We start from the raw sequence: 16,963 nt of genomic DNA, 5'->3' as shown, positions 1-16,963 counted from the left end.
TCAATCCATACCTCGCACCCATGGCCATCCTACCCATCATAGAGACCCCCGATCCGCGGTTGCGCGTGATTTCGAAGCCCGTCGAGACGTTCGACGCCGAGCTGAAGCAGCTGGTCGCCGACATGTTCGAGACGATGTATGACGCGCCCGGCATCGGGCTGGCGGCGATTCAGGTCGGGGTGCCGAAGCGCATTCTCGTCATCGATCTTCAGGAACCCGATCCCGAAGACGAGGAAGGCAAGAAGGTGATCCGCGAGCCGCGCGTCTTCATCAATCCCGTCTTTTCAGACGAGAGCGAAGAGCATAGCGTCTATCAGGAAGGCTGCCTGTCGGTCCCCGAACAATATGCCGATGTAACACGTCCCGCTGAAGTCACGGTCGATTGGCAAGACGTGGACGGCAAGCACCACCAGGAACGCATGACCGGCCTGATGGCGACGTGCATCCAGCACGAGCATGACCATCTGGAAGGTATTCTCTTCATCGACCATCTGTCGCGATTGAAGCGCGACATGGTGCTGAAGAAGCTCGCGAAGCTGCGGAAAGCGGCCTGAGTGCCCGCGTCGCGATAGTGTGTCCCCGCGAAGGCGGGGACCCATCTTCTGACGGCGCAAATCTGAAACGGTCGGCGATGGACCCCCCGCCTTTGCGGGGGAACAGGTTGTAATTATACGCGGGGTTATTCCGCCTTCTTCGCGACCCCTACCATCGCGGGGCGCAGCAGGCGGTCCTTCATCATATAGCCAGCCTGCATTTCCTGCACGATCGTGCCGGCGTCCTTGTCGCTGGGGATTTCGAGCATCGCCTGATGCTGGTTCGGGTCGAGCGGCAGGCCGATCGCGGCGATGCGCGTTATGCCGTGGCGTTCGAACACGCTCATCAGTTCGCGCTCGGTCGCCTCGAGCCCCGTGAGCAGCGGCTTGATCGCCTCGTCGGCGCGCTGTTCTTCGCTGAGCGAAGCGAGCGCTCGGCCGAGATTGTCGGCGACCGACAGGATATCGCGCGCGAATTTGGTCGCGGCATAGGCGTGCGCGTCGGCGACTTCCTTTTCGGCGCGGCGGCGCACATTCTGCGTTTCGGCGCGCGCGTAGAGCAGATCCTGCTGCACCGCGGCGAGTTGTTCGGCGAGCTTGCCCGCTTCGTCCTGCGCGGGGGCCTCGGCAGTCGCTGCCGCTTCGGTTTCCGGGGCCTGGCCGTCTTCGACCGGCGTTTCGTTTTCGATGTTCGTCATAACCCTATCGTATCAGTCTTGAGAGCGATTGTGCTGTAAAATCCACCATGGGAACGATGCGCGCATAGTTCAAGCGGGTCGGGCCGATAACCCCGACGACGCCGACCACCCGTCCATCGGATCCGCGATAGGGCGCGGCGATAACCGACGATCCCGACAGCGAAAAGAGCTTGTTCTCCGACCCGATGAAAATGCGCGTCGCGCTGCCTTCGCGCGCGCTGTCGAGCAGGCCGGCGATGTCCTGCTTTGTTTCGAGCTCGTCGAGCAGCTGGCGCACCCGGTCGAGATCGCCGACCGCGCTGTCGTCGAGCAGATTCGCCTGCCCGCGAACGATCAGTACCGGCCGATCGGCGCCGTCGACCGACCAGATGGCCAGCCCGCGCGCGACCAGATCGGCGGCGGCGCGGTCGATCGCGATCCGTTCGTCCTCTATCTCGCGCCGCACCCGCGCCATTGCCTCGGCCAGCGTCAGGCCCCCGAGCATGGCCGAGATATAATTGCCTGCTTCGACCAGCGCCGACGGCACCAATCCGGCGGGCAGGTCGATGACGCGGTTTTCGACCGATCCATCGCCCGCGACGAGCACGACGAGAGCCTGACGGTCGGCCATCGGAACGAAGGCGACCTGCTTGAGCACGCGTTCATGCTTGGGGACGAGGACAAGGCCGGCGCAGGCCGAGAGGCCGGACAGCGTGGCCGTCGCCTGCGCCAGCGCGCTTTCGATCGGGCCGCCTTCGGCGAGGCTCGCCTCGATCTGCGCGCGATCCTCGGCCGAGGGTTCGGCGACCTGCATCATCCCGTCGACGAACAGACGCAGCCCCTGTTCGGTCGGCAGGCGTCCGGCGCTGGTGTGCGGACTCGCGAGCAGACCGAGTTCTTCAAGATCCTGCATGACATTGCGGATCGACGCGGGCGACAGGTTGAGCGTCGCCAGTTTCGACAGCGTACGCGACCCGACCGGCTGCCCATTTTCCAGATAGGCATCGACGACGAGCCGGAACACATCGCGCGCGCGCGTCGTCAATTCGGTGATCGGCGGGGTCGTCATGGCATGGATTTAGGGATGCGAAGGGGCGGGGGCAAGGATGGCGCTGACGCCGTCGCCGTCCGGCCGGGCCTGCCGAGGCGGCGCGAGGATCGTGCGATAGAGGCGCGCGACGCTTTCGGATGCGGCGTGCCAGGAAAAGGCGGCGCTTCTTGCGCGTGCGGCGGCGCCCATTGCGCGCCGCGCGTCGCCGTCCGCAATGAGCCGAACGAGCGCGTCCGAATAGGCGCGGCGGTCGCCGGGCGCGCATAGATGACCCGTTTCGCCCTCCACGATCAGCGCGCTCGCGCTCGGCGCGTCGGCGCTGACCACGGGCATGCCCGACGCCATCGCCTCGAGCACGACATTGCCAAAGGCTTCGGTCGTGCTCGGGTTGAGCATGATGTCGGCGCTGGCAACCGCGTGGGCGAGTTCCTGCCCATCAAGATGACCGGTCAGCACCGCAGAGGGGAGCGCAGCAAAGGCCTCCGTCGCCGGTCCTGCGCCCACCACCAGCGGCGTGACTGGGTGGCTGGACAGCAATTCGCGCAATATCGCGACATATTCCTCGACGCCCTTTTCCAGCACCAGGCGGCCGAAGAAGAGGATGACGATCCGGTCGTCGGCGATTCCATGCGCGCGGCGCCATTCGAGGCTGCGATGCGACGGCGAGAAAAGGTCGCGATCGACGCCGCGACTCCAAAGGCTGACCCGGTCATCGCCGCGCAGCGTGCGCATCTCGTCGACAAGGCCCGGAGTTGGGGCGAGGACATGATCGGCGCGGCGATAGAAACGATGGATGTGACGGTCGACCACCGGCCGCAGCCAGTCGAGGCCGTAATAGCCAAGGTAGGTTTCGAACCGCGTGTGCAGGCTGACGACAAGCGGCGTGCCGCGATCGAGGGCGAAGGTCTGCGCGCGGGTGCCGAGAATATCGGGGGTCGCGACATGGATGATGTCGGGCGCGAACCGCGTCAGGTCGCGGCGGGTCGCGCGGGGCAGGCCGAGCGCGAGCCGAAACTCGCTGCGCACCGGCAGCGCGATCGACGGCACCGGGACCAGGTCGCCCGCCGGTTCGAACGCCGGCGTGTCGGTGACAGGGGAATAGACCCGTACCGCGACGCCCGCATGCTGCTCGAGATGCGCAACAAGGCGGTTGAGCGCCTGGTTCGCGCCTTCGCGCACATAATTGTAATTTCCCGTAAATAGCGCGATCCGCACCTTACACCTGTCGAAAATTGAGCACCGCGTTCAGCACGAACATCGCGAGCCCGGCAAAGACGGACACGATCACGCGGGCGACGAGATAGTGGATGGCAGTCCATTTGAGCAAGGCGGCAAAGAGCAGGATGGTGATCGCCATGCCCACCCCAGCATTGACCAGAAAGATCAGATAGCCCGACCCGATGGCGCGATCGGTGCCGCGAAATATCCACGAACGGCCGAGCGCATAGTGCAGGCTGTTCGAAGTCAGAAAGCCGATCGCCGCCGCGGGGACCGCCTGCATCCTGCCCCATTGCACCAGACCCCAGAGAACGGCTAGCCCGACCAGAAAGACGGCGCTGCTGACCGCCGTGTTCTTGAGCAGCATACCGCCGACGCGGCGATTGAACAGGCGCGACGCCAGCCCGGTTTCGCCCGCCGGGGCCTTTCCGTTGGCGGGCAGTTCCACCCCTCCGCTATAGTCGGTCATGCAGCAGCGTGGGCGCGAGCGGGGAGCGGGTGATCGCCATAGGCTTCATCATCGCGCGCATCGGGCCAGGCGGTGCGGCGCCCCACCCAGGGGTTGAGGAAAAGCCACGGCAGCTTGATGAACAGCAATTCGGAATGGATGAAAGCATCGATCGCCCGTTCCCACCAGCGCGGGCGCCGGCGCCCGTGCGCGACGAGCCACGCCTCATAGGGGGCCCAATGGCTCGGTTCGTCCTTGTGGATGATCCGGAAAATCCGCGTCAGGATCGGATCGTCGAGCACGAAACGGTTTTTCAGCAGGGTTTCGACCTGTTTGTAACCGCGCCGTTCGGTCAGCGCGATAACGCGGCAGAGCCGTTCGAACAGCTCGTCACGATCGATGACCGCCTGCGTATCGAGCTTGTCGATCGGCGTGCGAAAAATGATTTCGACGAAGCGGTCGATATGCCCGAAGCTGCGATCGACATCGAGCGGCATCGAACCGCGCCGTTCGAACCAGCGGCGAAACATCATATAATGTTTGCGCTCGTCGACGCGGTGGCTTTCGATCGCGGCGATCAAGGCCAGATCGTCGGGCGTCCGCGCGCGAACCGCTTCGATAACCCGGTCGATCGCCGTATAGCCACGATGTTCGTTATAAATATAGATCGACCCGAGTACGAGCAGATAGCGTTCGCGCAACCAGCGCAGCATAGGCATCTCCCACCAAAGCGACTGATTATCACCCTTCGCGGCGCTAGTCGAATGGCGCTACGACGCCTCATCGTATTGCGATACCGAAATTGGGCCGACCGCGCGACGAAAACAGGTGCATCGGGCGCATCTTCTACCTACCTTTACCCAGCTTCAGGGGTCCACCCGGGGGGGAGAGAAATATGACCACACGTCCGCTCGATCGCGACGATCCGCTCGACGATTTCGACCGGCGGATGATTCGCCTGCTCGGCACCGACCGGCTCGTCTATGTGACGGGCGGCGGCCCGGCGGTGATCGTGATGACCGAAATGCCGGGAATCAGCCCGCATGTCGCGCGGTTCGCGCGCTGGGTCCGCGATGCGGGCTTCACTGTCTATATGCCGCATATCTTCGGGAAGGACGGCGCGGTGCCGCGCATGCCGGGCGCATTGTTCACGATGATCGGCGGGTGCATCAGCCGCCAGTTCCGCGCCTTTCAGGCGAATGAAAGCTCGCCCGCGACGCGGTGGCTGCGCGCGCTCGCGGCGCTGGCGCACGAAGAATGCGGCGGCAAGGGCGTCGGAGCGATCGGCATGTGCTTTACCGGCAATTTCGCGCTGTCGATGATGCTCGAACCCGCGGTGCTGGCGCCGGTGCTCGCGCAGCCGTCGCTGCCGCTGAATGATCCCGCGGGCATGCATATCGCACCCGATGAACTGGCGGCGGTGAAGGCGCGGATGGAGGCCGAGGATCTGACCGTGCTCGCCTATCGCTTTGCGGGCGATAAGTTCTGCAAAGCGGCGCGCTTTGCGGCGTATGCGGACGCGCTGGGCGAGCGCTTCGTCGGCCGCGTCCTGCCCGACGGGGCGGCGAACCCCGACAGTCCGATGAAGAACCCGCACAGCGTCGTCACCATCCACCTGATCGACGAGGCAGGCCAGCCGACGGTGCAGGCGCGCGACGAAATCCTCGATTTCTTCAAGATGCGGTTGAGTGGATGACAGCGCGCGCCTAAGAGCCGCGCCTTCAACGATGAAAGGAATATCATGCGACCCTCCGGCCGCGCGCCCGACCAGATGCGCCCCATCGCCATCGAAACCGAATTCACCATCCATGCCGAAGGCAGCGTGCTGGTGAGCTTCGGCAACACCAAGGTGCTAGTCACCGCCAGCGTCGAGGAAAAGGTGCCGCCCTTCCTGCGCGGCAAGGGCCAGGGCTGGGTCACCGCCGAATATGGCATGCTGCCCCGCGCGACGCACACACGCGGCAGCCGCGAGGCGGCGAAGGGCAAGCAGTCGGGGCGAACGCAGGAAATTCAGCGGCTTATCGGGCGCAGCTTGCGCGCCGTCGTCGATATGAAGAAGCTCGGCGAGCGCCAGATCGTGATCGATTGCGACGTGATCCAGGCCGACGGCGGCACGCGCACCGCGTCGATCTCGGGTGCGTGGGTCGCGCTGCGCCTCGCGGTCGACAAGCTGATCGCGGCCAAGGCGATTGCCGAAGATCCGATCGAGGACAAGGTCGCGGCGATTTCGTGCGGCATTTATCAGGGCGCCGCCGTCCTTGACCTCGATTATGACGAGGATTCGAACGCCGAAGCCGACGGCAATTTCGTGCTGACCGGCAAGGGCCAGATCGTCGAAGTGCAGGCGAGCGCCGAAGGCGCGACCTATGACGAGGAAGGCCTGCTGCGCCTCCTCCGCCTCGCGCGCATCGGCTGCGGCGAGATTTTCGCGGCGCAGGCGAAGGCGGTGGGACGCTGACATGACGCGCCAGCTCGCTCCCGGCAAACTCGTCATCGCGAGCCATAATGCGGGCAAGGTGCGCGAAATTCGCGCGCTGCTGTTGCCTTATGGCATCGAACCGGTGTCGGCGAGCGACCTCGGCCTTCCCGAACCCGACGAAACCGGGACGACCTTCGCCGAGAATGCATTGTTGAAGGCGCATGCGAGTGCGTCGGCTTCGGGGCATCCCGCGCTTGCGGATGACAGCGGGCTAGAAGTAGCGGCGCTGGGCGGGCGGCCCGGCGTCTATACGGCCGACTGGGCCGAGCGGCAGTGGTTCGAAGGCGAAAAGGGCCGCGACTGGTATATGGCGATGGGCAAGGTCGAGGGGTTGCTCGCCGAGCAAGGACCGGACGTCGACCGCAGCGCCTGTTTCGTTTGCACGCTGGCGCTCGCCTGGCCCGACGGGCATGCCGAGATTTTCGAGGGGCGGGCAGGCGGCAGCCTGACCTGGCCGCCGCGCGGTACGCTGGGGTTCGGTTATGATCCGGTCTTCGTGCCGACTGGCAAGTCCCTGACTTATGCCGAGATCGATCCGGCCGAGAAACATGCGATCAGCCACCGGGCCGATGCTTTTGCGAAGCTGGTGGCGGGGGTGTTTTAGAGCGCTGGCGTCCCGAGATTCGTCGTCCTGACCTTGTTTCAGGGTCCATGGGCCACCCCTGCCTTTGAGCACCGCACGAAAATCGAGCTCGGGCCATGGATGCTGAAACGAGTTCAGCATGACGAAGTGAGATGGGCATCGCTATATTCCTTGGTATGACCGAACCGCTCGCCCTGTATGTCCATTGGCCCTTTTGCGTCAGCAAGTGCCCCTATTGCGACTTCAACAGCCATGTCCGCGAAAGCGTCGATCAGGCGGTCTGGCGCGATGCGTTGCTTGCCGACTTGCGGCATGAGGCGGCGCTGTTGCCGGGGCGGCGGGTGTCGTCGATCTTCTTCGGAGGCGGCACGCCCAGCCTGATGCCGCCTGCGACGGTGGCGGCGGTGATCGCCGAGGCGGCGGCGCTGTGGGGCCTGAGCGACGACTGCGAGATCACGCTGGAGGCCAATCCGAACTCGGTCGAGGTTGCCGCCTTCGCCGATCTTGCGGCTGCGGGGGTCAATCGGGTGTCGATCGGGGTTCAGAGCTTCGATCCGCAAGTGCTTGAATTTCTGGGGCGCGCGCACGGCGGCGACGAGGCGCGGCGGGCGATTGCGGCAGCGCAGGCGCATTTCCGCCGTGCCAGCTTCGACCTTATCTACGCGCGGCCGGGCCAAGGGCTTGTCGATTGGGAGCGCGAACTTGCCGATGCGCTGGGGTTCGGCACCGGGCACCTTTCGCTCTATCAATTGACCATCGAACCCGGCACGCGCTTCGCGACGCTCGCTACCAGAGGCGAGCTTCTCCTGCCCGACGGCGATGCGGCCGCGGACCTGTTCGACGCGACGCAGGCGATGACGCGCGCGGCGGGGCTGCCGCGTTACGAAGTGTCGAACCATGCACGGCCGGGCGAGGAAAGCCGCCATAATCTGACCTATTGGCGCTACGGCGATTATGCGGGGGTCGGGCCTGGCGCGCATGGACGGCGGCTTGCCCAGGCGACCGAGCGCCACAAGAAGCCTGAGAATTTCATCACGGCGGTCGAACGCAACGGCCACGGCCTGAAGGTCGAGACCGACCTGCCGCCGCACGAACGCGCGACCGAGGCGATGCTGATGGGCCTGCGGCTGACCGAGGGCATCGATCTGGCGCGGATCGAGGCACGGAGCGGGCTGGGGCGCGATGCGTTCGTCGATGCCGACGCGGTGGCGCGGCTGGTCGGGCAGGGGATGATGCAGCAGGCTGGTGACCGGCTGAGCGTGACCGACGACGGCATATTGCTGCTCGACAGCATCCTTTCCGAGGTGGTGAAAACCCACTAGGCTCTCCAAGACCGTTCGCATCCAGAAGCCGAAGTTCATCCTGGGCGCCTACCCAGGCAGCCGACGGGCTCGACACGGACGGAATGGGAGGGGAGCCGTGACCGATCAATTGATCCGCGACTGGAACGCCCATCTGGCGCATGAAAAGCGCCGGTCGGACCATACGCGCCGCGCCTACATCGCGACCGCCGAGCGCTTTTGTGGCTTTCTGGCGCATCATCGCGGCGGGGCAGTCGATGCGCGCATGCTCAAAGGCCTGACCCCGAACGATCTGCGCTCCTATCTTGCCGATCGCCGGGCCGACGGGCTGGGCAATGCCTCGGCCGCGCGCGAATTGTCGGCGCTGCGCAGCTTTCTGCGCTTCGTCGGCGGGTCGAACGCCAGCGTACCGCAGATGCGCGGTCCGCGCGTCAAAAAGGGACTGCCGCGCCCGGTCGCGCCGGCCGAGGCGATGCAGCTTGCGCAGGATGTCGAGGACAATGCCCGCGAAGCCTGGGTCGGCGCGCGCGATTTTGCCTTGCTGCTGCTGCTCTATGGCGCGGGTCTGCGCATCGGAGAAGCGCTGTCGCTATCGGGCGCAGCGCTGCCGCTCGGTGAAACGCTGCGCGTGACCGGCAAGCGCGGCAAGACGCGGATCGTGCCGATCCTGCCCGCGGTCGCGGCGGCGGTCGCACGCTATGCCGCGGCCTGCCCCTGGCCGATGGGAAAGGATGCGCCGCTGTTCGTCGGCGCGCGCGGCGGGCCGCTGCAACCGGGTGTGGTGCGCGCCAGCGTGCGGCAGGCGCGCCGCGCGCTCGGCCTGCCCGAGCGCACGACGCCGCACGCGCTGCGCCACAGCTTCGCAACGCATCTGCTGGCGGGCGGGGCCGATTTGCGCAGCCTGCAGGAACTCTTGGGCCATGCGAGTCTGGCATCGACGCAGATATACACCGCAGTCGATGCCGCGCATCTGCTCGACGTCTATCGCAGCGCCCACCCGCGCGCCGGTTAGTCGCGGCGGTGCTTGGGTTTCCAGGTGAAGACGCGCCAGAAGTAGAGAAGGACCAGCGAGCCGATCGCGACGAGCGCGAGCGGGCCAACGAACTGTTCGATATCGGCGAACTGCTTGCCGAACCAGTTGCCCGCACCGGCGAGCGCGGCGATCCAGATTGTCGATCCGGCGGCGGTCCACAGCAGGAATTTCGCCTGATTCATATGGACCATGCCCGCGGGCAGCGACACCATCGTCCGCGCGACGGGCATGAAGCGCGCGACGAAGACGATGCCCGGACCATATCGGACGAAGCCCGCGTGCAGCCGCTCGACCTCGTGCCAGTCGAGCGTCAGCCAGCGGCCGTGGCGGTCGATAAAGGGCTTCAGCCGCTTGTAGCCGATCCAGCGCCCGATCGCATACCACACCCAATTGCCCGCGGTGGTGCCGGCGACCGCGACCGCGACGAGGGTCCAGAAGTCGAAGCGTCCTTGCGCGACCGCAATGCCGCCCAGCCCCATGATGACTTCGGACGGGACGGGCGGGAAGACGTTTTCGAGGAACATCAGGACGGCAATGCCCCAATATCCCCACGCCTGAATTAGATCGAGGATGAATTCGGTCATGGATGGCAAACGCGGTGGGGGCTCAAGCGATCCGGCGTTCTATCGCATCCCAGATCATGCCGGCCGTATCGCTGTTATTGAAGCGGTCGATCGCGACAATGCCGGTCGGCGAGGTGACGTTGATTTCGGTAAGCCATTCGCCGCCGATCACATCGATGCCGACGAAGATCAGGCCGCGTTCCTTGAGCTGCGGGCCGAGCGCGGCGCAGATTTCCTGCTCGCGCGGCGTCAATTCGGCCGCTTCGGCATAGCCGCCGACGGCAAGGTTCGACCGGAACTCGCCTTCGCCGGGCTTGCGGTTGATCGCGCCGGCCACCTCGCCGTCGACCAGCACGATCCGCTTGTCGCCTTTGGACACGCTGGGCAAGAATTGCTGGACCATGAAGGGTTCGGGCCACACCTGACCGAAAAGTTCGACCAGTGCGCCGAGATTGCTGCCGTCGGCGTCGATGCGAAACACCGCCTTGCCGCCGTTGCCGTGCAGCGGCTTGACGACAACGGCGCCGTAGCGCGCCTGAAAATCCTTCACCGCGTCGAGATCGCGCGTGACCATCGTCGGCGGCATGAATTGCGGGAAATCGAGCACGAAAACCTTTTCGGGCGCGTTGCGCACCGAAACCGGATCATTGACCACCAGCGTTTCGCCCCGAATGCGTTCGAGCAACCAGGTGCCGGTAAGATAGCCGAGGTCGAAGGGCGGATCCTGCCGCATCAGCACGACATCGACATCGCGGCCAAGGTCGATCGTCACCGGATCGCCGAAGCGGTAATGCGCGCTGGTCTCGCGCTTGACGTCGAGCACGGGGTGCGCCCGTGTCGTCAGCCGTCCGGCCTCCCAGGTCAGCCCGCGCACATCGTAGTGATAGAGGGTGTAGCCGCGTTCGAGCGCTTTCAGCATCAACGCGAAACTGCTGTCACCGCCTATATTGATGCCATCCATCGGGTCCATTTGAACCGCCGCGCGCAGGGTCATTCCGTCTTCCTTCAGGGCTGCCAGACGTGGACCAGATGGCGAGGCAAGCGCCCCGGCGCAAGGAGCATCACGTCGATGCGAATATCATCATCGGGTCGCGTAAAGCGCGCGCTGAGCATTTCTGCGGCTGCCGCGACGCAGCGCAGGCGAAATTCGCCGATCGCCATATCGAGGTCGGCGGCGTGGTCGCGCCATTTTGCCTCGATGGAAGCGAGGGTGCGGCCGCGCCGCGCCACCAGATCGACTTCGCCCGCGGGAACGCGCAGCCGTTCGCCCCGGATACGCCAGCCATGCAGGCACAGCCACCAGGCAGCGCGCAGCTCGGCCCGGCGTCCGCACGCTTCGGCGGCGGAGCGGTTCAAGCGCGATCCTCGGTTCAAGCGCGATCCCTAAGCGCGAGTGCGCGCGCATAAACGGCGTGACGGTCGAGCCCGAAGCGCTTGGCGACGGCCTTGGCGGCTTTGGCCACCGGCTGCTCGTCCAGCGCATCGCGCAGCGCCGCGTCGATCGCTGCGTCGTCGGCAGCTTCGACGGCCTGCTCCTGGGTCGGGCCGACCATCACGACGATTTCGCCTTTTGGTGGTGCGTCGGCGTAGCGCGCGGCGAGATCTTCGAGCGAGCCGGTGACGCATTCTTCGTATAATTTGCTGATTTCGCGCGCGACCGCCGCCTCGCGATTGCCAAGGCCGGCGGCGAGCGCGGTCAGGGTCGCGGCGAGGCGTGGCCCGCTTTCGTAGAAGACGAGTGTGGCGCGCAAAGCGGCGAATTCGGCGATCGTGTCGGCGCGTGCCTTGGCCTTGTTCGGCAGGAAGCCCGCAAAAAGAAAGCGATCGCTCGGCAGGCCCGACAGGGTAATGGCGGCGATCGCCGCGCAGGGGCCGGGCAGGGTAGTGATCGCCCGTCCCGCCGCGCGCGCATCGCGCACCAGCTTGTAGCCGGGGTCCGAAATCAGCGGGGTTCCCGCGTCGGACACCAACACGACGACTTCGTCCGCCATCCGGGCAACCAGCGCCGCACGGGCGCGTTCGTCGCTATGATCGTGATAGGGGGTCATCGGAACACGCAAACCCAGATGTGCGAGCAGCTTTGCCGTGACGCGCGTGTCCTCCGCCGCAATCACGTCGGCGCGCGCAAGCACCGCCGCGGCGCGCGGGGTGATGTCGCCAAGGTTGCCGATGGGCGTCGCGACGATATAGAGACCGGGCAAGGGAGATATAGAGATGGTCGAATCCGGCATGGCGTCAGAGATGGCAGAAACGACGCGCGAGCGCCAAGGGAATGCGTCGCCGCGGCGGCAATTGCTGCGCGGTATCGCGACGCTGGCGCTTGGCGGGCTGCTCGCCGCATGCCAGGTGGTGCCGAAGACCAGCGGTCCGGCGACCCCGCCGCCGCCCGACAAGCCCACCGACAATGTCGGCCCCGGCCTGCCGACCGATACCGACCGCCACCGCGTCGCGCTGCTCGTTCCGCAGACGGGAACCAACGCCGATGTGGGCATGGCGATCGCCAATGCGACGACGATGGCGCTGCTAGATACCAAGGCCGACAAGGTCCGCATCACGACTTATGACACCGCGCTGGGCGCCGCCGCGGCCGCGAAGCAGGCGGTGGCCGACGGCAACAAGCTGATCCTCGGCCCGCTGCTCAGCGAGGATGTGACCGCGGTGGCGCCGATCGCGCGGGCGGCGAAGGTGCCCGTCATCAGCTTTTCGAACGACAGCAGCGTCGCGGGCAACGGGGTCTTCATCATGGGCTTCGTCCCCGGCCAGTCGGTCGAGCGGGTCGTGAGCTTTGCCCGGGCCAAGGGGCAGCAGCGCTTCGGCGCGCTGATCCCCAAGAATCTTTATGGTGAGCGTTCGATGGCGGCATTCAAGGCGGCGGTCGCCAATGCGGGCGGAACGCTCGTCGCGACCGAAACCTATGACCGCAGCGCCGCGGCGTTGACGGGCGCGGCGCGCCGTCTGGCGAGCGCCGGTGCGATGGACGCGGTGCTGATCGCCGATGTCGGCGGCAATGCAGTGCGCGCGGTTCCGATCATCAAGGGCGCGGGACAGCGCCAGATCCTCGGCACCGAATTGTGGAACACCGATGCCACCTTGGGCGGCAATCCGGCAATGCGCGGTGCGTGGTTCGCCAGCGTTTCAGATGGCCTCTACGGCCAGCTTGCCACCAAATATCGCACACGGTTCGGCAAGGCGCCCTATCGTCTGGCCAGCCTTGGCTATGATTCGGTGCTGCTGACGGTGCGCATTGCGCGTGACTGGAAGCCGGGGACCAACTTTCCTGCCGGACGCCTGATGGCGGCGGATGGATTCGGCGGCATCGACGGCATCTTCCGCTTCAACGACCGCGGCATTGCAATCCGCGCGCTGGAGGTCAGCGAGGTGGGAGCGGGCGGCTTCCGCGTGATCGACCCCGCACCCGCCAAATGGTAGGGTCCGGATCCTAGGGGCAGCGGGCGTGGCATAGCCGCCACAGTCGGACGAAAACCGCCGGTAAATTGCGCACGGCAACCTTTACGCCGCGCCAATGTTCATTATATGTGCACCGCGCGCGCGTTTGCGCGCCCGCTGCGCATACGAACTGAAACGACACAGGAGATACAGCTATACGCCCGCCCATGACCCGCCGCCCGCTGGCGCCAATGCCGCCGAAGAACGGCCCGCGATACAATGAATTCATCGCCTCGCCCAAGGTCCGTGTGATCGACGAGGAAGGCGAAAATCTGGGCGTAATGCTGACTGCTGAAGCGATCGAACAGGCGGCCGAAGTCGGCCTCGATCTGGTCGAAGTATCCCCCAACGCCGATCCGCCGGTGTGCAAGTTCCTGGATGTGGGCAAGTATAAATACGAAGCCCAGAAGAAGGCCAATGCGGCCCGCAAGACGCAGAAGACCCAGGAAATCAAAGAGATCAAGATGCGTCCGAACATCGACGATCATGATTTCGAAGTGAAAATGAAGAAGGTCTTCGACTTCCTCGAGGAAGGCGACAAGGTCAAGATGACCATGCGCTTCCGCGGCCGCGAAATGAGCCATACGCAGCTCGGCCTCAACGTGCTGCAGCGCGTGGCGGAGATGACGGCAGAGATCGCCAAGGTCGAGGCGCATCCGCGCACCGAAGGGCGTCAGATGCTGATGGTGCTCGCGCCTAAATAGGATTTGCGGCTCAGCCGATACGAAAATCGAGGGCGGTCGTTCCACCGGAGCGGCCGCCCGCTTCGTATCGGCGCTCGACCATGCGGGCATCGCCGCTCGCGCCGATCATGACCAGCGTCGAGGCGCGCGTGCCGTAGACCTCGCCGCGCAGGAACAGCGCCGGGCCTCCTTCGGCGGTCAGTGTATCGAGCAACCCTTCGGGATCGGCGCCGGCCTCGACCGTGGCGGCCAGTGCAGCGCGCAGCCGTTCGGCGCGCGGGCAGGGGTGGTCGACGGGTTCGTTGGCGAGGGCATGAACGCCGTCCGCCAGCGCTGCGATCAGCGGCTGCGGCCGGTTGGTGAGCAGGCGGGCACGTCCATCGGCGGCGAACAGATTGAAGGCATTGAACCGGTCGAGATCGGCTTCGGACGGATCGGTGAAACGCCCACCGCCGCGCAACATGTCGACCACCAGCGCGCCGCGCGATTCCTTCGCCAGATCGGGCATCGCGCCGCGGACATTGGTCACCACGACGACGCGTCCGCTCGGTCGATGCACGCCGAGCCACGTCCCGCCGGCTTGCAGGTCGCGCCCAGCAACGATGCCGCTGCCATCGTCCCATTCGGCGAGCGCCGCCGCCGGCCGGGCGTGAAACTCGTCACGGTTGCCGATCAGGATCAGCGGCCAGTCGGGATGGACGCGGCGGGCAAGGGCGACGACACACATGCGCTGCCTATCGGAGAGCGCGACGGATTTGCCAAGCGTTCATGGTGTGTTGCGCGCGTAAATCACCAATTGTCCAGCGCGCGAATGGATGATAGTCTGCCCCCATCTTTCTGGAGGGGGAGATCAACATGAATGTAGCCGTCAAAACGCCGTGGCACCTGTGGGTTGTCGGGGCCGTATCGCTCGTCTGGAACGCTTTCGGCGCGGTGGACTATGTGATGACCAAGATACAGAATCCCGATTATCTGGCCGCTTTCACGCCCGAGCAGCAGGCATGGTTCACAGGCTTTCCCGCCTGGGCGAACGCCGGATGGGCGCTCGGCGTTTGGGGATCGGTGCTCGGATCGCTTCTGCTGCTCGTTCGCAGCCGCCATGCGGTCACGGCGTTCCTGGTTTCGCTCGTCGGGCTCGCCGTCAGCTGTATCTACCAGTTCGGCATGCATTATGGCGACCTGATGCGGATGTTCGGGACCTTCCCGATGATCTTCACTGCGGTTATCTGGATCATCCTGATCGCGCTGTTCGTCTATGCGCGCAAACAGGCGGCAGCGGGGGTGCTGCGCTAGATGGCGCGGCTAAGCCGATAAAGCGTCGCCCCCGCGAAGGCGGGGGCCGTTTTTGGCCTTGCCTTCGCGGTGCGACGCTATCGATTCGTCGCGTCCCGTCCTGCCTACCGCGCGCGAATGAACGCGCGGATGTCCGACGACAATTTGTGGCGATCCTCGTCGCGAATATACATCATGTGTCCGGCGTCATAATATTTATATTCGATCCGGTCCTGCGGGATGCCGGTGCGCGACAGCGAATATTCGGCGGCGAAAAAGGGCGTCGCGAAATCATAATAGCCCTGACCAACAAAGACGCGCAGTCCGCTGTTTTCGCGCAGCGCCTGCCCGATATAGGGCGCGACGTTGAGATAGGCATTGGTGTCGCGGCCTCCGATGCGCCAGTCCCACTGGCCGCCGATGCCGCTGATCGATTGATATTCGCGGTCGGTCTTGAACCCCAGCGTATCGCGCGCCCAGCTATTGATCGCGGCGGTGTAGCCCGCGTCGATGCCATAGAAGCTGGGATCATTGTCGGGCTCTTCGCCCGCATTGTCATAGTCCTTGCCCGTGTAGCGGCTGTCGAGCCGGCCGACGGTCAGGCCGCGGTCGCGCAGCAGTTCCTTGTAGAAGCGGCCGGGCGTGACACGCAGATCCGCCTGTTCGAGATAGGTTTCGGACAGGCCGGTGAAGCGGGCAAGCTCGCGGCGGATCGTGGCGCGTTCCTCGCCCTGCAGCTTCTGTCCCTTGAGCAGCGCCGCGGCATAGGGGCCGATCGCCCACTGCCGCGCCTCTTCTGCGAATTGTTCGACCGACGGCGCGCTCGCCTTGCCGTGATAGAGGGCGGTCGTCGCCATCGACGGAAGGTTGGTGATGTAGCTGAGTTCATTGCCCGGCGTATCGGACCCGGCCGCGAAATCGAGCACGGTCGAGATGAGGATGATGCCGTTGAGGCCGACATCGTTGAAGGTGACATTCATCAACTGGTTCGCGACCGCCGCCGAGCGCGTGGTGCCATAGCTTTCCCCGCCCAGGAATTTGGGGCTGTTCCAGCGGCCATTGTCGTTGAGCCAGCCGCGGATGACTTCGGCGACGGCCTTCGCGTCCTGCGTCACGCCGTAATAATCCTTGGGATCGGCCTTGCCTATCAGGTGCGAGAAGCCGGTGCCCGGCGGATCGATGAACACGATGTCAGTCACGTCGAGCAGCGAATCAGGATTGTCGACGATGGGGTAGGGCGGGGCGCCGTCATCCTTGGCATCGCTGGGGATCGCGACGCGCTTCGGCCCGAACGCACCCATCATCAACCAGACGGTGCCCGACCCGGGCCCGCCGTTGAACAGAAAAGTCACGGGGCGGCCCGGATCGCGCGGCTCCTTGATATAGGAGGTGGTGACGATCGCCGCTTCGGGCACGCCATCCTTGTTCTTGAGGATCGTCTCGCCGATCGTCGCGGCATAGCCGATCTTCTGTCCGCCGAACGTGCCCGAAAGGCGCGTCGTGTGCACCTGCGGCACGATGTCCTCGGCCTTTTCCGGCTTGGCTTTTTCGGCCGGCGCGTCCTGCGCGGCAAGCGTGGCAGGAACCGCAGCGGCAAGCGCCAGCGCGATCAGCGACAGACCCGTTTTCATAGATATTCTCCCCGTTTGCGGAGCGGACGCTAGGCCGCGCGTAA

General features: G+C 65.3%; 20 protein-coding genes. 9 read left to right on the top strand and 11 right to left on the bottom strand.

Annotation, left to right across the window (positions count from 1 at the left end; genetic code table 11):
- Nucleotides 1–20 precede the first annotated feature (20 nt).
- Nucleotides 21–554, top strand: a complete 534-nt coding sequence (gene def / locus AOA14_RS00200) for a peptide deformylase (RefSeq protein ID WP_062900349.1) — start codon at nucleotides 21–23, stop codon at nucleotides 552–554.
- Between the two features lie 125 nt (nucleotides 555–679).
- On the opposite strand, the gene grpE is transcribed toward def, so the two are convergent.
- From grpE to AOA14_RS00175, 5 genes are read right to left on the bottom strand one after another with little or no spacing between them, the layout of a single operon-like run.
- Entirely contained in the window at nucleotides 680–1,231 is a 552-nt protein-coding gene (gene grpE / locus AOA14_RS00195) for a nucleotide exchange factor GrpE (protein ID WP_062900348.1), read from the bottom strand.
- 4 nt (nucleotides 1,232–1,235) lie between these two features.
- The gene (hrcA, locus tag AOA14_RS00190) at nucleotides 1,236–2,279 is read right to left on the bottom strand and encodes a heat-inducible transcriptional repressor HrcA (RefSeq protein WP_062900347.1); all 1,044 of its coding nucleotides are present in this window, start codon (nucleotides 2,277–2,279) and stop codon (nucleotides 1,236–1,238) included.
- 9 nt (nucleotides 2,280–2,288) lie between these two features.
- Entirely contained in the window at nucleotides 2,289–3,476 is a 1,188-nt protein-coding gene (locus tag AOA14_RS00185; protein WP_238929697.1) for a glycosyltransferase family 4 protein, read from the bottom strand.
- Between the two features lies 1 nt (nucleotide 3,477).
- Entirely contained in the window at nucleotides 3,478–3,948 is a 471-nt protein-coding gene (locus tag AOA14_RS00180) for a GtrA family protein (protein WP_062900345.1), read from the bottom strand.
- A complete protein-coding gene (locus AOA14_RS00175; protein WP_062900344.1) occupies nucleotides 3,945–4,640 on the bottom strand; it encodes a ferritin-like domain-containing protein in 696 nt (231 codons plus the stop codon). Before AOA14_RS00175 ends, AOA14_RS00180 begins: the two co-directional genes overlap by 4 nt.
- A gap of 182 nt (nucleotides 4,641–4,822) precedes the next feature.
- Between AOA14_RS00175 and AOA14_RS00170 the strand changes: the two genes are divergently transcribed.
- The 5 genes from AOA14_RS00170 (at nucleotide 4,823) to AOA14_RS00150 (ending at nucleotide 9,302) form a co-directional block, all read left to right on the top strand.
- On the top strand, nucleotides 4,823–5,623 hold the full coding sequence (locus AOA14_RS00170) for a dienelactone hydrolase family protein (RefSeq protein ID WP_062900343.1): 801 nt from the start codon (nucleotides 4,823–4,825) through the stop codon (nucleotides 5,621–5,623).
- A 45-nt stretch (nucleotides 5,624–5,668) separates the two neighbouring features.
- Nucleotides 5,669–6,385 (top strand): ribonuclease PH, encoded by a 717-nt coding sequence (gene rph / locus AOA14_RS00165; RefSeq protein ID WP_062900342.1) that lies wholly within the window; start codon nucleotides 5,669–5,671, stop codon nucleotides 6,383–6,385.
- A gap of 1 nt (nucleotide 6,386) precedes the next feature.
- The gene (gene rdgB, locus AOA14_RS00160) at nucleotides 6,387–7,010 is read left to right on the top strand and encodes an RdgB/HAM1 family non-canonical purine NTP pyrophosphatase (protein ID WP_062900341.1); all 624 of its coding nucleotides are present in this window, start codon (nucleotides 6,387–6,389) and stop codon (nucleotides 7,008–7,010) included.
- A gap of 155 nt (nucleotides 7,011–7,165) precedes the next feature.
- Nucleotides 7,166–8,311, top strand: coding sequence for a radical SAM family heme chaperone HemW (gene hemW, locus AOA14_RS00155; RefSeq protein ID WP_062900340.1), 1,146 nt, complete (start codon nucleotides 7,166–7,168; stop codon nucleotides 8,309–8,311).
- 97 nt (nucleotides 8,312–8,408) lie between these two features.
- Nucleotides 8,409–9,302 (top strand): tyrosine-type recombinase/integrase, encoded by an 894-nt coding sequence (locus tag AOA14_RS00150; RefSeq protein WP_062900339.1) that lies wholly within the window; start codon nucleotides 8,409–8,411, stop codon nucleotides 9,300–9,302.
- On the opposite strand, the gene AOA14_RS00145 is transcribed toward AOA14_RS00150, so the two are convergent.
- From AOA14_RS00145 to rsmI, 4 genes are read right to left on the bottom strand one after another with little or no spacing between them, the layout of a single operon-like run.
- On the bottom strand, nucleotides 9,299–9,907 hold the full coding sequence (locus tag AOA14_RS00145; protein ID WP_003039464.1) for a DedA family protein: 609 nt from the start codon (nucleotides 9,905–9,907) through the stop codon (nucleotides 9,299–9,301). The genes AOA14_RS00150 and AOA14_RS00145 overlap by 4 nt on opposite strands.
- 22 nt (nucleotides 9,908–9,929) lie before the next feature.
- Entirely contained in the window at nucleotides 9,930–10,880 is a 951-nt protein-coding gene (gene gshB / locus AOA14_RS00140; RefSeq protein WP_062900338.1) for a glutathione synthase, read from the bottom strand.
- An 11-nt stretch (nucleotides 10,881–10,891) separates the two neighbouring features.
- Nucleotides 10,892–11,242, bottom strand: coding sequence for a YraN family protein (locus tag AOA14_RS00135; protein ID WP_062900337.1), 351 nt, complete (start codon nucleotides 11,240–11,242; stop codon nucleotides 10,892–10,894).
- A 14-nt stretch (nucleotides 11,243–11,256) separates the two neighbouring features.
- Nucleotides 11,257–12,117: a 16S rRNA (cytidine(1402)-2'-O)-methyltransferase gene (gene rsmI, locus AOA14_RS00130; RefSeq protein ID WP_062900336.1), complete on the bottom strand. Its 861-nt coding sequence runs from the start codon at nucleotides 12,115–12,117 to the stop codon at nucleotides 11,257–11,259.
- Between the two features lie 10 nt (nucleotides 12,118–12,127).
- Here rsmI and AOA14_RS00125 point away from each other — a divergent pair, with 10 nt between their 5' ends.
- Together AOA14_RS00125 and infC are read left to right on the top strand one after the other, a co-directional pair.
- Nucleotides 12,128–13,315, top strand: coding sequence for a penicillin-binding protein activator (locus AOA14_RS00125; protein ID WP_062900335.1), 1,188 nt, complete (start codon nucleotides 12,128–12,130; stop codon nucleotides 13,313–13,315).
- 185 nt (nucleotides 13,316–13,500) lie between these two features.
- A complete protein-coding gene (gene infC / locus AOA14_RS00120) occupies nucleotides 13,501–14,037 on the top strand; it encodes a translation initiation factor IF-3 (protein WP_003039450.1) in 537 nt (178 codons plus the stop codon).
- Between the two features lie 10 nt (nucleotides 14,038–14,047).
- Here the strand turns inward: infC and AOA14_RS00115 are convergent, their stop codons facing one another.
- A complete protein-coding gene (locus AOA14_RS00115) occupies nucleotides 14,048–14,743 on the bottom strand; it encodes an NRDE family protein (protein WP_062900334.1) in 696 nt (231 codons plus the stop codon).
- Between the two features lie 128 nt (nucleotides 14,744–14,871).
- Between AOA14_RS00115 and AOA14_RS00110 the strand changes: the two genes are divergently transcribed.
- The gene (locus AOA14_RS00110) at nucleotides 14,872–15,309 is read left to right on the top strand and encodes a hypothetical protein (RefSeq protein ID WP_062900333.1); all 438 of its coding nucleotides are present in this window, start codon (nucleotides 14,872–14,874) and stop codon (nucleotides 15,307–15,309) included.
- 104 nt (nucleotides 15,310–15,413) lie between these two features.
- Here AOA14_RS00110 and AOA14_RS00105 read toward each other — a convergent pair whose 3' ends face one another.
- Complete coding sequence (locus tag AOA14_RS00105) at nucleotides 15,414–16,919, bottom strand: S10 family peptidase (RefSeq protein ID WP_062900332.1); 1,506 nt, start codon at nucleotides 16,917–16,919, stop codon at nucleotides 15,414–15,416.
- Nucleotides 16,920–16,963: the final 44 nt, after the last annotated feature.

The sequence above is a fragment of the Sphingopyxis terrae subsp. terrae NBRC 15098 genome, from assembly GCF_001610975.1.
Lineage (GTDB): Bacteria > Pseudomonadota > Alphaproteobacteria > Sphingomonadales > Sphingomonadaceae > Sphingopyxis > Sphingopyxis terrae_A.
This window is presented reverse-complemented; position numbering and strand designations above follow the sequence as displayed.

Bases quoted from the DNA above. Each gene is read 5' to 3' on its own strand.
- hemW (WP_062900340.1), top strand. From the start codon at position 7,166: ATGACCGAACCGCTCGCCCTGTATGTCCATTGGCCCTTTTGCGTCAGC.
- AOA14_RS00170 (WP_062900343.1), top strand. From the start codon at position 4,823: ATGACCACACGTCCGCTCGATCGCGACGATCCGCTCGACGATTTCGAC.
- rph (WP_062900342.1), top strand. From the start codon at position 5,669: ATGCGACCCTCCGGCCGCGCGCCCGACCAGATGCGCCCCATCGCCATC.
- AOA14_RS00175 (WP_062900344.1), bottom strand. From the start codon at position 4,640: ATGCTGCGCTGGTTGCGCGAACGCTATCTGCTCGTACTCGGGTCGATC.
- grpE (WP_062900348.1), bottom strand. From the start codon at position 1,231: ATGACGAACATCGAAAACGAAACGCCGGTCGAAGACGGCCAGGCCCCG.
- rsmI (WP_062900336.1), bottom strand. From the start codon at position 12,117: ATGCCGGATTCGACCATCTCTATATCTCCCTTGCCCGGTCTCTATATC.
- AOA14_RS00110 (WP_062900333.1), top strand. From the start codon at position 14,872: ATGAATGTAGCCGTCAAAACGCCGTGGCACCTGTGGGTTGTCGGGGCC.
- hrcA (WP_062900347.1), bottom strand. From the start codon at position 2,279: ATGACGACCCCGCCGATCACCGAATTGACGACGCGCGCGCGCGATGTG.
- infC (WP_003039450.1), top strand. From the start codon at position 13,501: ATGACCCGCCGCCCGCTGGCGCCAATGCCGCCGAAGAACGGCCCGCGA.
- AOA14_RS00145 (WP_003039464.1), bottom strand. From the start codon at position 9,907: ATGACCGAATTCATCCTCGATCTAATTCAGGCGTGGGGATATTGGGGC.
- AOA14_RS00180 (WP_062900345.1), bottom strand. From the start codon at position 3,948: ATGACCGACTATAGCGGAGGGGTGGAACTGCCCGCCAACGGAAAGGCC.
- rdgB (WP_062900341.1), top strand. From the start codon at position 6,387: ATGACGCGCCAGCTCGCTCCCGGCAAACTCGTCATCGCGAGCCATAAT.
- gshB (WP_062900338.1), bottom strand. From the start codon at position 10,880: ATGACCCTGCGCGCGGCGGTTCAAATGGACCCGATGGATGGCATCAAT.
- def (WP_062900349.1), top strand. From the start codon at position 21: ATGGCCATCCTACCCATCATAGAGACCCCCGATCCGCGGTTGCGCGTG.
- AOA14_RS00115 (WP_062900334.1), bottom strand. From the start codon at position 14,743: ATGTGTGTCGTCGCCCTTGCCCGCCGCGTCCATCCCGACTGGCCGCTG.
- AOA14_RS00105 (WP_062900332.1), bottom strand. From the start codon at position 16,919: ATGAAAACGGGTCTGTCGCTGATCGCGCTGGCGCTTGCCGCTGCGGTT.
- AOA14_RS00125 (WP_062900335.1), top strand. From the start codon at position 12,128: ATGGCAGAAACGACGCGCGAGCGCCAAGGGAATGCGTCGCCGCGGCGG.